Origin of the sequence: Streptomyces longispororuber, assembly GCF_014656095.1 — a bacterium.
Taxonomy (GTDB): Bacteria; Actinomycetota; Actinomycetes; order Streptomycetales; family Streptomycetaceae; genus Streptomyces; species Streptomyces longispororuber.
Genome location: NZ_BNBT01000040.1, coordinates 45,658 through 59,565 on the forward strand (window position 1 = coordinate 45,658; position 13,908 = coordinate 59,565).

Here is a 13,908-nt window from a genome sequence, read left to right on the forward strand (position 1 = left end):
CTGGAGGTCCTCACCGTTCGTCGTGGTCGCTGTCGCCGCGTGCGGCGTCTTCGAGTTCGCTCAGGATCTGCTCCTCCACCGCGTCCGCCAGGGCGGCGACGGTGCGGTGGACCAGGACGTCGCGGGGCGTGAGACTCACGCCGAAGGCGTCGTTGGCCCGGGAGGCGATGAGCAGGGCGCGCAGGGAGTCGCCGCCGAGCGCGAGGTAGTCGTCCTCCACGCCCACGGTCACCTGGAGGACCTCCTCCCACAGGGCGGCCAGGGCCTCCTCGGTGGGGGTGCGCGGCGCGACGTGGCCGCTCGTCCGCTCCTGCTCGGGCGGGGGCGCGGGCAGGGCGGCCCGGTCGGTCTTGCCGTTCTCGGTGAGCGGGAAGCGGTCGAGGACGACGTACGCCGAGGGGACCATCGGGCCGGGCAGGGTGCGGGCGGCCTCGGCCCGCAGCTCGGCCGCGGTGGGCGGCTGCGTGCCGGGCGCGGCGAGCAGGTGGGCGACCAGGCGCGGCAGGCCCGGCTCGTCCTCGCGGACGCTCACCACGGCGTCGAGGACGCCCGGGTGGCGGGTGAGGGCGGCCTCGACCTCACCCGCCTCGATGCGGTGGCCGCGGAGCTTGAGCTGGTGGTCGGTGCGGCCCAGGTAGTGCAGCTCGCCGTGGCTGTCGCGGCGGACGAGGTCGCCGGTGCGGTACATGCGGGAGCCGGGCGGGCCGAACGGGTCGGCGGTGAACCGGGCCGCGGTCAGGGCGGGCCGGTTCAGGTAGCCGCGGGCCAGGGCCGGTCCACCGAGCCACAGTTCGCCCGCCACGCCGTCGGGGACCGGGCGCAGCCGGTCGTCGAGGACGTAGGCGCCGGTGGCGGGCAGCGGGCGGCCGATGGGCGGGGCGCCGCCGTCCGGGGTCAGCGGCGCGGACCAGGTGGCGACGACGGTGGCCTCGGTGGGCCCGTAGGAGTTGACCATGCGGTGGTGCGGGGCCCAGCGGGCGACCAGTTCGGGCCCGCAGGCGTCGGCGCCGACGGTCAGGGTCTTCAGGTCGGGCAGGGTGCCGGGGGTGTCCGGCGGCAGGGTGGCGAGCGCGGCGGGCGGCAGCAGCGTGTGGGTGACGCGCTCGCGGCGCAGCACCTCGGCCAGTTCCGCGCCGAGCAGCGGCCCGGGCGGGGGCACGACCAGGCGGGCGCCGTGCGGCAGGGACATGCACAGCTCAAGGACGGAGGCGTCGAAGCTGGGCGTGGCGAAGGCGAGGACCCGGTCACCGGGGGCGACCTGGTAGTGCGCGGCCTCGGCGGCGGCGAAGGCGGCCAGGCCGCGGTGGGTGACGACGACGCCCTTGGGGGTGCCGGTGGAGCCGGAGGTGTAGATGACGTACGCCGGGTCGTCCAGGTGCAGCGGGCGGACGCGGTCGGTGTCGGCGGGCCGGTGGTCGCCCGTGTCGGGGGCGGCCGCGAGGAGGGCGGCGACCTGCTCCGCGTCGAGGGTCTCGGCGGGCCGCGCGTCCCGCAGCATCAGGGCGACCCGCTCGGCGGGGTAGCCCGGGTCCACGGGCAGGAACGCGGCGCCCGCCTTGGTGACGGCGAGCTGGGCGAGGACCATGTCCGCCGAGCGGGGCAGGACGAGGGCGACGAGGTCGCCGGGGCCGGTCCCGCGGGCGATGAGCCGGTGGGCGAGGCGGTTCGCCCGCCGTTCGAGGTCGGCGTAGGTGAGGGACAGGCCCGGTGCGGTGAGGGCCGTCGCGGTGGGGGTGCGGTCCACGGCGGCCTCGACCAGGGCGGGCAGCGTCGCCGGGGCGGCCGGGGCGAGCGCGGGGCGCGCGGGGCCGTGCAGCAGCCGCTCGCGGTCCTCGGGCGGCAGGATCTCGACGGCGTCCAGGCGGGTGTCGTCCTCGGCGGCGGCGAGCGCGCGCAGGGTGTGCAGGAGCTGGGCCGCGAGCGCCCGCGCGGTGGACTGTGTGAGGTAGCGGGGGTCGTGGCCCAGTTCGACGGCGAGGCGCTCGCCGGGCGAGACGACCACGGTGAGCGGGTAGTTGGTGGCCTCGCGGGCGTCGAGGTCGCGGACGTGGACGCCGTGGGCGCCCGCCGTGGCGTCGCCGACGGGGTAGTTCTCGAACACCACCAGGCTGTCGAAGAGGGGGGTGCCCGCGGGGACGCCGCTCAGGGCGTGCAGGTCGGTGAGCGGTACGTGGGCGTGGAGCCGGTCCTCGGCCGCCGCGGACTGGGTGCGGCGCAGCCACGCGCCGCACGGGGCGGCGCCGTCCACGGTGACCCGGGCGGGCAGGGTGGTGATGAACAGGCCGGTGATGGTGTCGGCGCCGGGCAGGTCCGCGGGCCGGCCGGAGACGGTGGTGCCGAAGCACACGTCCTGCTCGCCGCTCCACCGGGACAGCAGCAGCGCCCAGGCGCCCTGCACGACGGAGTTGAGGGTGAGCCGGTGGCGGCGGGCGAAGTCGGCCAGGCGCCGGGTGTCGTCCTCCGGGAGCCGCTGGGACAGCCAGGTGCCGGAGCGGGCGGTGGCGCCCTGGGCGGGCCGGCGGTCGTAGGGCAGGGCGGTGGGCGCGGTGAGGTCGGCGAGGACGCCGCGCCAGTGCTCCTCGGCGCGGTCGTTGTCGCGGGCGGCGAGCCAGGCGGCGTAGTCGCCGAAGGGCCTGCGCTCGGGCAGGTGCGGTTCCTCGCCGCGGGCCAGGGCCGCGTGGGCGGCCATGACGTCGGACAGGACGTGGAAGACGCTCCACCCGTCGAGGAGGACGTGGTGGAAGGTCCACACGACGCGGACCTCGTCGGGGCCGAGCCGGATCAGGGTGACGCGCAGCAGGGGCGCCTGGTCGAGGGCGATGCCGCGGGCCTTGTCGGCGGCCAGCAGCCGCTCCAGGTCGGCGGCGCGGTCCTGGGGCGGCAGGGCGCTCCAGTCGAGCGTGGTGACGGGCAGGGTGACGTCCCGGCGCACGACCTGGAGGGGTTCGGGGACCCCGCTCAGGGCGACGGCGGTGCGCAGCACGGGGGTGCGGTCGACGACGTGCTGCCAGGCGGCGGCCAGCAGCCGGGGGTCGCGCACGCCGTCGGCCACGAAGGTGATCTGCTCGGTGTACAGGCCCTCGCCCGGTTCGTCCATGCCGTGGACGACCATGCCGGTCTGGGTCGGGGTGAGGGGGTAGATGTCGGTCACGTCGCCGCCGGTGCCGGCCAGGCGGTCGACGGCCCGCTGGTCAAGGGAGGCGAGCGGGAAGTCGGAGGGCGTGCGGCCGCCGGCGCCGGGCGTCGCGCAGTGCGCCACGATCGCCCGCAGTTCGTCGGTGAGCTCGGCCGCGAGGCGGGCGACGGTGTCGCGGTGGTGCACCTCGCGGGAGTAGGACCAGGTGAACTCCAGGCGCTTGTCGGTGACGTGGCCGAGGACGTCGATGAGGTGCGGCCGGTCGGCCGTCCGGTCGGCGCCGCCGGTGAGGCCGTCGCAGGGGGCGTGGAGCAGGCCGCCCGCGGCGGTGGCCGCGTCCTGCTGGCCCAGGTAGTTGAAGGCGATCTGCGGCAGGGCGGGCAGGTGCTGTCCGGCTGTGGGGTGCAGGTGGCGCAGGGCGCCGTAGCCGATGCCGCCGTGCGGGACGGCCCGCAGGGTCTCCTTGACGGACTTCAGGGCGGTGCCGGTGTCCGCGTCCCGGGGCACGTCGAGGGCCACGGGGAACATGCTGGTGAACCAGCCGACGGTGCGGGACAGGTCGACGTCGTCGAAGAGGTGCTCCCGGCCGTGGCCCTCCAGGGCCACCGTGACCCGGTCGCGGCCCGTCCAGCGGGCCAGAACCCGGCCGAGGGCGCACAGCAGGACGTCGTTGACGCGGGTGCGGTAGACGTCGGGCACGTCCTGGAGGAGGCGCCGGGTCTCGTCGCCGTCCAGGCCTGCGGTGACCGTCTCCTCGCAGGTGCCGGCGTTGCTTCCGCCGCGGTCGACGGGCAGCGGCGCGGTGTCGGACAGGGCGCTCCAGCGGGCGAGTTCGGCGTCGAAGCCGCCGGCCTGGGTGTGGGCGGCCAGGCGGTGCGCCCAGGCCTGGAAGGAGGTGGTCTTGGGACCGAGGTCCGGCTCCTGCCCGGCGCGGACGGCCCGGTAGGCGCGGTCCAGGTCCTCCAGGAGGAGGTGCCAGGACACCGCGTCCACCACCAGGTGGTGCGCGGCGAGCAGCAGGACGGGCCGCCGGTCGTCGTCCAGGTGGCACAGCGCGGCCTTCACCAGGGGCCCGGTGTCCAGGTCGAAACCGTCGCACAGGGCGTCGGTGAGCGCGCGCAGGGCGGCTTCGGGGGCGCCGCCGGTCAGGGTGTGCGTCTCCAGGTGGGGCGGTGCCCCGGGCGGGGCGCCGTGCTGATGCCTGCGGCCGTCGCCGTCGGCCGGGAAGCGCTGCCGCAGGGCGTCGTGGTGGGTGAGGACGGCGGCCAGGGCGGTGCGCAGCGCCGTCTCGTCGGTGTCGGCGGCCAGGTGGTACGAGACGGCCTGGGTGAGGCGCGCCGGGTCGCCGGGCAGGGTGTCGAACAGCCAGTGCTGGACCGGGGTGAGCGGGGCCTCGCCGACGACGGGGCCCTGGTCGGCCGCGGCGGCGGGGGCGGGCAGGTCCTCCGCGGCGGCGGCGAGTCCGGCGACCGTCGGGTGGCGGAACAGGTGGCGCGGGGTGAGCGCGAGGCCCGCCCTGCGGGCGGCGGAGACGATCTGGATGCCGAGGATGGAGTCGCCGCCGAGAGCGAAGTAGTTGTCCTCGGTGCCGACCTCGGGCACGCCGAGGACCTCCGCCCAGATCGCGGCGAGGGTCTTCTCGGCGGCGGTGCGCGGGGGGCTGGCGCTGCCGGCTGCTGGGGCGGCCCACACCGGGTCGGGCAGGGCGCGGCGGTCGAGCTTGCCGGTGGTGCCGAGCGGCAGTCGCTCCAGCGGCGTCACCACGGACGGCACCAGGTGGTCGGGGAGCGTCCGCGCGAGGAAGGCGCGCAGCTCGGCGGGGGCCGGGGCCGCGGGGCCGCGGGGCACCGCGTACGCGACGAGGCGCCGGTGGCCGTCGCGCTCCACCACGCGGGCCGCGGCCGCGGCCACGTCCGGGTGCCCGGCGAGGGCGGCCTCGACCTCGCCCAGTTCGATGCGGAAGCCGCGGACCTTCACCTGGTCGTCGCCGCGGCCGAGGTAGAGCAGGTCCCCGTCGGCGCTCCAGCGCACGCGGTCGCCGGTGCGGTACATGCGGCTGCCGGGCGGGCCGTAGGGGTCGGGCAGGAAGCGGGACGCGGTCAGGGCGGGGCGGTCCAGGTAGCCGCGGGCGACACCGGTGCCGGCCAGGTACAGCTCGCCGGGCGCGCCGACGGGCACCGGCCGCAGCCGCTCGTCGAGGACGTAGGCGCGGGCCCCGCCGACGGGCCTGCCGATGGGCGGGACGCGGTCGGGGGCCTCGGGGTCGCAGGTGTGGGCGGTGGCGTAGACGGTGGCCTCGGTGGGCCCGTAGATGTTGAGGACCTGGCAGCCGGGCACGGCCGCGCGGACGTCGCGGACGGTCCGCGGCGGCAGGGCCTCCCCGGCCAGGACGACGGTGTCGGCGGTGACGTGGACGGTGTCCTCCGCCAGGAGCCGCCCCAGGGCGGAGGGGACCGCGCTCAACAGGCCCGCGCGCCAGGGCCCTTCGCGTTCGGCGAGGGCCAGCAGGTCGTGGACGACCTCGACGCTGCCGCCCGCGAGCAGCGGGGAGAAGATCTCGAACACCGACACGTCGAAGTTGAGCGAGGTGGAGGCCACCACGTGGTCGAGCCCGCGGTCGGCGAAGGCGGTGGCGGCCCAGTCGGTGAGGGCCACGACCGACGCGTGGGCGACGACGACGCCCTTGGGGCGGCCGGTGGAGCCGGAGGTGTGGATGACGTAGGCGGGGTGGCCGGGCAGCAGCCGTCCGCGCCGCTCGTCGTCGCCGATCGCGTCCGGGGACAGGGCGGCCAGGCGCGCGGCGCACTCCGGGTCGTCGAGGACGACGCGGGTCCAGGGCCCGTCCGGCAGCCTCCCGGCGCTCGCCGTGCTGGTGACGACCGCTTCGGGGCGTACGTCGTCGAAGAGGAAGGCGAGGCGTTCGGCGGGGTAGCCGGGGTCCACCGGCAGATAGGCGGCGCCGCTCTTGAGGATGGCGAGGAGCGCCACGACGAGGTCGGCGGTGCGCGGCAGGGCCACGGCGACGAACCGCTCGGGTCCGGCGCCGGCGCCGGCGAGGAGCCGGGCCAGGCGGTTGGAGCGCTCGTCGAGCTGGCGGTAGGTCAGGCGCTCGGCGCCGCAGCGCACGGCGACGGCGTCGGGGGTGCGGGCGGCCTGCTCCCCGAACACGTCGGGCAGCACCTTGGGCGGCGCCGGGACGGTCCGGCCGCCGAAGCGGTCGAGGAGCGCGCGGGCTCGGCCGTCGTCGAGGAGCGGGAGTTCGTCCAGGCGGCGGCCGGGGTCGGTGGCCATCTCCGTGAGCAGGGTGCGCAGGCTCGCGCCGAGGGCCTCGACCGTGGCGGCGTCGAAGGCCTGCGGGTCGTAGTCGAGCAGGACCGCGAGGTCGTCGCCGGGAGCGACCACCACGCTGAGCGGGTAGTTGGTGGGTTCCAGGTCGCGCTCCTGCTCGACGGCCAGGCCGTGGCGGGCCACGGCGTCCGCGTCGAACGGGTAGTTCTCGAAGACCACGATGCTGTCGAACAGGTTGGTGCCGCCGGGCACGTCGCTCCAGGTCTGGATCTGGGCGAGGGAGACGAAGTCGTGGCGCCGGGACTCCGACTGCGCGGCCTGGAGGTCGCCCAGCCAGTCGAGGAGGGGCCTGCGGCCGTCGATCCGCGCCCGGGTGGGCAGGGTGTTGATGAACACGCCGACCATGGAGGTGACGCCGGGCAGTTCGGCGGGGCGGCCCGAGACGGTGGTGCCGAACACCACGTCGTCCCCGCCGCCGTACCGCGACAGGAGCAGCGCCCAGGCGCCCTGGAGCACGGTGCTGACGGTCAGGCCCGCGTGCTGCGCCGTCGCGCGCAGCCGGGCGGACACGTCGGGGCCGAGCGTGACGTGGACCGAGCCGGAGGACGAGGCGCGGTGGGCCTCCTCGGCCCTGCGGTCGCGCGGGAGTTCGGTGGGCACGGAGAACCCGGCCAGCGCCTCGCGCCAGTACCGTTCCGCCCGCGCGGTGTCCCGGCGCGCCAGCCAGGCCAGGTAGTCGCGGAAGGGCGCGCGGTCGGGGACGTCCGGGCGGCGGCCCGCGGTCAGGGCCGCGTACCGCTCGCACACCTCGTCGAAGACCTGGGCGGCGCTCCACCCGTCGAGCAGGGCGTGGTGGAAGGTCCACACCACGCGTACGCGCTCCGGCGCCAGCCGGATCAGGGCGAGCCGCATCAGCGGGGCCTCGCCCAGGTCGATCCCGGCGTCGCGGTCCTCGGCGAGGAGCCGCTCGGTCTGCGCGGCGACGTCCTCGGCGCTCCGGCCCCGCCAGTCGTGGTGGGTGACGGGCACGGTGGCCCGCCGCCGCACGAGCTGGAGGGGTTCGCCGGTCTCCTGCCACACCAGGCGGGTGCGCAGCATCGGGTTGGCGTCCGCCGTGTGCTGCCAGGCCTCGGCCAGGGCGCCCGGGTCGGTGACGCCGCGCAGCACGAACTGGACCTGGTTGACGTAGGCGCGGGCGTCGGGGTCGAGCAGGCTGTGGAAGAGCATGCCCGCCTGCATCGGCGTGAGCGGGTACAGGTCGGCGACGTCGCCGCCGTCGCCGACGACCCGGTCGAGGGTCTCCTGGTCCACGCGGGCCAGCGGGAAGTCGGAGGGCGTACGGCCGCCGACGCCGTCGCGGCGGCAGTGCGCGACGATGTCCCGCAGGGCGCGCAGCATGCCGTCCGCGAGGCGCGCCACCGTCTCCTCGCGGTGCAGGCGGCGGCCGTAGTACCAGGTGATCTCCAGTTCGCCGTCCGCGACGCGGGCGACGACGTCCAGCAGGTGCGGGCGCCGAGCCTCGGGCGCCTCGGCGCCGCCGAGGCCGCCGGGCACGGAGCGCACCAGCGCCCCTCCCCCGGCGGACCAGTCGAACCGGCCCAGGTAGTTGAAGCTGATGCCGGGGGCCGGGGCGGCGCGCAGCCGCTCGTCCCGGGCGAGGTGGCGCAGGGCGCCGTAGCCGATGCCGCGGTCCGGGACCGCGCGCACCTGCTCCTTCACGGACTTCAGGGCGGTGCCCCAGTCCCCGTCCGGCACGGTGAGGGCCACCGGGTACAGGCTGGTGAACCAGCCGACGGTGCGGGACAGGTCGACGTCGTCGAAGAGCTGGTCCTCGCGGCCGTGCCCCTCCAGGCCGACGGCCACGGTGCGGTGTCCGGTCCACGCGGTGAGGACCCGGCCGAGGGCGGTGAGCAGGGCGTCGTCGATGCGGGTGCGGTAGGCGCCGGGGACCGTGCGCAGCAGGTCGTCGGTGTGCCGGCGGTCCAGGCGTACGGTGACCGCGCGGGCGTCGGCCATGGTGTTGGCGTCGGCGGGGTCGTGCCCGGGGTCGCTCGGGTGGTCGCCGGGCTGAGCGGTGGGCTGGTCGACGGGCAGGTCCACGGGCAGGGGTGCGGCGCAGTGTCCCGCGACGGTCTGCCAGTGCTCGCGCTGTGCGGCGAAGCCGTCGGCCTCGGTGTGCGCGCGCAGCCGCCGGGTCCACTCCTGCACGGAGGTGGTGCGCTCCGGCAGGGTGACCTGCTCCCCCGCCCTGGCCCGCGCGTAGGCGGTGTCGAGGTCTTCGAGCAGGACGCGCCAGGAGACGCCGTCGACGACCAGGTGGTGCACGGCCAGGAGCAGCCGCGGGCGGCCGCCGCCGAGGAACAGGCGCGCGCACAGCAGCGGGCCGGTGTCCAGGCGGAAGGCGGCGTGGGCCGCGGCGGTGAGCCGGGCCTCGGCCTCCTCGGCCGCAGCGGCGGTAAGGCCGCGCAGGTCGTGCACCCGCAGCAACTCGGGGGCCGCCGTGCCGGGGGCGGGGCACTCCTGGCGCCACGCGCCGCCGGTGCCGCTGCTCTCGGTGCCGCTGCCCTCGGCTCCGTCGTCGAGGCGTACGAACCGGGAGCGCAGGGCGTCGTGGTGCTCCCAGAGCGCGGTCAGGGCCCGGGCCAGGGCGTCCGGGTCGACGTCGTCGTCCGTCTCCACGACGAGGGCCTGGTCGAAGAACTCGGGGCGCCGCGGCGCGGCGTCGAGGAACCAGTGCTGGATGGGTGCGAGCGCCACCTCGCCGGAGACCGGGCCGGTCCCCGCGACGGTCCGCGCGGTGCCGGTGGCGGCGGCCAGGGCGGCGACCGTCGGGTGGCGGAACAGGTCCCTGGGGGTCAGGCCCAGACCGGCGGCGCGGGCGCGGGAGACCACCTGGATGCTGAGGATCGAGTCGCCGCCCAGCATGAAGAAGTTGTCGTCGGCGCCGACGCGCTCCACGCCGAGGAGTTCCGCCCAGATGTCGGCGAGGATCCGCTCGGCCTCGGTGCGGGGTGCGCGGTAGGCGGTGTCGGCCGCCGACCAGTCGGGCTCCGGCAGTTCGCGCCGGTCGACCTTGCCGTTGGCGGTCAGCGGCAGCGCGGGCACGCTCACGAACGCGGCGGGCAGCATGTAGTCGGGCAGGTCGGCCGACAGGTGCGCGCGCAGGTCGGCCGCCGGGGGCGCGCCCTCGGCCCGCGCCGGTACGAGGTGGGCGGCCAGGCGCTTGCGGCCGGCGTGCTCGTACACCGAGACGACGGCCTCGGCGACGTCGGCGTGCGCGGTGAGGCGGGCCTCGATCTCGGCGGGCTCGACGCGGAACCCGCGGATCTTGATCTGGTCGTCGGCGCGCCCCACGAAGACCAGCTCGCCGTCGCCGCTCCAGCGCACGACGTCGCCGGTGCGGTACATGCGGGCGCCGGGCGGGCCGAACGGGTCGGCCACGTAGCGCGCGGCACTCGCCCCGGCGTCGCCCGCGTAGCCGCGGGCGAGACCGGCCCCGGCGACGTACAACTCCCCTGGCACGCCCGGTGGTTGCTGCTGGAGCGCCTCGTCGAGGACGTACACGCGGGTGTTGTCGAGGGGGCGTCCGATGGGCAGCACCGGGGGCAGCGGGTCCCCGGTCCGGTAGGCGCGGCGGGTGGCGAAGGTGGTGGTCTCGGTGGGGCCGTAGCCGTCGACGACGGTGAGGTCGGGGCAGGCCTCCAGGACGCGGCGCACCACCGCGCCCCGCACGGCCTCGCCGCCGGTCCACACCTCCCGCGCGCCGCGCAGGCAGGCGGGGTCCTCCTGGGCGAGCAGCCGGAACAGGCCCGCGGTGAGCCACAGGTGGCGTACGCCCCGCTCGGTGACGGCCCGGCGGACGACGGCGGCGTCCACCTCGCCCGCCGGGGCGAGGACGGCCGTGCCGCCGCGCAGCAGCGGCACCCACAGCTCGTAGGTGGAGGCGTCGAAGGCGTGCGGGGAGTGCACGAGGACCCGGTCGTGACCGGTGAAGGACCGGTCGAGGGCGAGCGCGGCGACGTCGCGCTGGCGCGCGGCGACGCCCTTGGGGGTGCCGGTGGAGCCGGAGGTGAACATCAGGTACTGGACGTTGTCCGGCCGCACGGGGACGGCAGGGGCGATGGTCCGGTCCGGCAGGGCGCCTGCGCGGGTGCCGCCCGGAAGCGCGGTGGCTCCGGGGGCGCCGTCCGGCAGCAGGACCGTGCCGTCCGGGAGCACCTCGCGGGCGGTGTCCTCCCAGGCGGCGTCGGTGAGCAGCAGGCGCGCGCCCGCCTCGGCCAGCATGCGCCGCAGCCGCTCGTGCGGCGCCCTGCCGTCCAGGGGGACGAAGACGCCGCCGGTGCGGACGAGGGCGAGCTGCGTGACGACCAGGGTGACCGAGCGGTCCATCAGGACGCCCACGGGCACCTCGACGGCCACGCCGTGCGCGGCCAGGCGAGCGGCCAGGGCCTCGGCCCGGGCGTCCAGCTCGCGGTAGGTGAGCCGTTCGTCCCCGGCGTCCAGGGCCACGGCGTCGGGCGTCCGCCGCACCTGGGCGGCGAACAGCTCCGCCACGGTGGCCTCGGGGACCTCGGCGGCGGTGTCGTTCCACTCGTCGAGGACCTGGCGGCGGCGGTCGGGCGTCAGCAGCGGCAGCCGCGCGGGGGCGCGCTCGGGGCCGGTGGCCATGCCCTCCAGGAGGACGGTCAGGTACTCCGCCGTCCGCTCGGCGGTGGCGGTGTCGAACAGCGCGGGGTCGTAGCCCAGGCGCAGGGTGAGTTCCGCGCCGGGGTAGGCCACGAGGCTAAGCGGGTAGTTGGTGGTCTCGATGCCGTCCAGGCCGCTCAGCCGCAGCCCGTGGGCGGCGGCGAGGCCGTCGTCGACGGGGTAGTTCTCGAAGACGACGATGGTGTCGAACAGGCCGACGCGCTCGGGCAGTTCGGTGCAGGCCTTCATCCGCGTCAGCGGCACGTAGTCGAAGCGGCGGTCCTCGCTCTGTTCGTGCTGGAGGGAGCGCAGCCAGTCGAGGAGCGTTCCCTCACGGGGCACGGTGACCCGGGTGGGCAGGGTGGCGATGAACAGGCCGGTGATGTCCTCGGCGCCGGGCAGCTCGGGGGGCCGGCCGGAGACGGTGGTGCCGAAGACGACGTCGTCACGGCCCGTCTGACGGCTGAGGAGCAGCGCCCAGGCGCCCTGCACCAGGGTGTTGAGGGTCAGGCCCGCCGTGCGGGCCAGGTCCTCCAGGGCGCGGGTGGTGGCCTCCGGCACGCGGACGCTGACGCCCTCGGAGGACTCGGCGCGGTGGGTCTCGCGGGGCTCGCGGTCGTAGGGCGGCGTGGTCGGCTCGGCCAGACCGGCGAGGCGCCGGTGCCAGTGCTCCTCGGCCCCGGCCCAGTCGCGGTCGCGCAGCCAGGCCACGTAGTCGCGGAACGGGCGGCGCTCGGGCAGGGCTCCGTCGCCGGGGGCGCGCCCGGAGAGCTGGGCGTGGCAGGCGAAGACGTCGGAGAGGACCTGGAACAGGCTCCAGCCGTCCAGCGCGAGGTGGTGGAAGGACCACACCACGTGCACGGCGTCGTCGGCGATCCGGGCGAGCACCAGCCGCTGGACCGGGTCCCGCGCCAGGTCGACGCCGCGCGCGCGGTCGGCGTCGAGGAGGTCCCGCAGGCGGCGCGCCCGCTCGTCGGCGGGCAGGCCGCGCCAGTCCAGGTGGGTGACCGGCACCGGCACGTCGCGCCGCACCACCAGGAGGGGTTCGGGTACGTCCTGCCAGGCGACGCGGGCGCGCAGCACCGGGGTGCGGTCCGTGACCCGCTGCCAGGCCGCGGCGAGCAGGGCCGGGTCGGGGACGCCCTCCAGGTCGAAGGAGAGCTGCTGGAAGTAGACGCTCTGGTCGTCCTGGGACAGGCCGTGGAAGAGCATGCCCGCCTGGGTGGGCGTCAGCGGGTGGACGTCCTCCAGGGTGGCGGGGTCGTCCCCGGCGAGCCGGTCCACGGCCGCCTGGTCGAGCGGGGCGAGCGGGAAGTCGGAGGGGGTGCGGCCACCGGCGCCGGGGCGGGCCGCGTGCCGGGCGATCCCGGTCAGCGCGTCGGCGAACCGCCGGGCCACGCCGGCGACGGTGGCCTCGTGGTGCACCGCGTCGGAGTAGAACCAGGTGAACTCCAGGACGTCGCCGTCCAGTCGGCCCACGACCTCCAGGGCGTGCGGGCGCTCGGCCCGCGGGTCGGCGTCCAGCTCCAGCGGGCGGAACGCCGCCCGGTACAGGCCGTCGGCGTCGCCCGTGAGCCCGAAGCGGCCCAGGTAGTTGAAGCTGATGTGCGCGGCGGGCGCCTCGGGCAGCGCCCCGGGGCGGGCCAGATGGCGCAGGGCGTCGTGCCCGAGGCCGTGCCGCGGCACCGCGCGCAGGTGCTCCTTGACCTGCTTCAGGACGCCGTCCCAGGGCGCGTCGGGCGCGACGGCGAGGGCCACGGGGTGGCGGGTGGTGAACCAGCCGACGGTGCGGCTGGTGTCGACGTCGGCGAACAGCTCCTCGCGCCCGTGCCCCTCCACGTCCACCAGGACCCGCTCGTGCCCGGTCCACGCGCACAGGGCCCGGCCCAGGGCGCTCAGGAGCACGTCGTTGACCCGGGTGCGGTAGGTGTCGGGCAGGGTGCGCAGCAGGACGGAGGTGTCCTCGGGGGTGAGGTGTACGGTCACCGCGCGCTGCGTGACGTACGTGTTGGCGCCCGGCAGGTCCGCCGGGAGCACGGCCTCGGCGCCCGCGACGGCCTCGGCCCAGTACGCCGCCTCGGCGTCGAAGCCGCCGTCCTGGGCGTACGCGGCAAGGCGCCGGGCCCACTCGCGCAGCGGGGAGGACTTCGGGGGCAGGGCGGCGGCGCCGTCACGGCCCTCGCGGCGGGCGCGGTACGCCCGGTCGAGGTCCTCCAGCAGGACGCGCCAGGAGACGCCGTCGACCACGAGGTGGTGCACGGCCAGGTGCAGGACGGGAGCGCCGTCCCCCCGCTCGTGCAGGACGGCCCGCAGCAGCGGGCCCCGGCCCAGGTCGAAGGGGCCGAAGTGCGGGGTGTCGGTGTCCGGCCCGGTGTGGCGCGCGAGCCGCAGCCGGGGCGCGTCGTCGTCGATGTGCCAGCGGACGCCGGGTGCCGGGCTCAGGGGTTCCTCGGCGGCACCGGCACCGGCACCGACGCGAGCGCGGTCGGCACGGGCACGGGCACGGGCACCGGCACCGGCACCCGCATCGGCACCGTCACCGTCGCCCTCATCGGCACCGGCCTCGGTCACGGCCTCGCTGGCGACGAAGCGCGACCGCAGCGCGTCGTGGTGGGCGACCAGGTCGTTCAGGGCGTCCTCCAGCGCCCCGGCGTCGCAGTCGGCGGGCAGTTCCACCGACAGGGCCTGCGCGAAGTGCCCGGCGCGCGCGGCGGCGGTGTCGAACAGCCAGCTCTGGATGGGCGTGAGCGGCGCCGGGCCGGTGGCGGCCGCGCGGGCCCGGGCGCCGGGCCGGGGCC

Annotated in this window: 1 protein-coding gene; it reads right to left on the reverse strand. The window is 76.8% G+C overall.

Features of this window, described 5'->3' with window-relative positions; all coding sequences use genetic code 11:
- Positions 1-10 precede the first annotated feature (10 nt).
- The gene (locus IE330_RS15445; RefSeq protein WP_229925665.1) at positions 11-13,786 is read right to left on the reverse strand and encodes a non-ribosomal peptide synthetase; all 13,776 of its coding nucleotides are present in this window, start codon (positions 13,784-13,786) and stop codon (positions 11-13) included.
- Between the last annotated feature and the right edge of the window lie 122 nt (positions 13,787-13,908).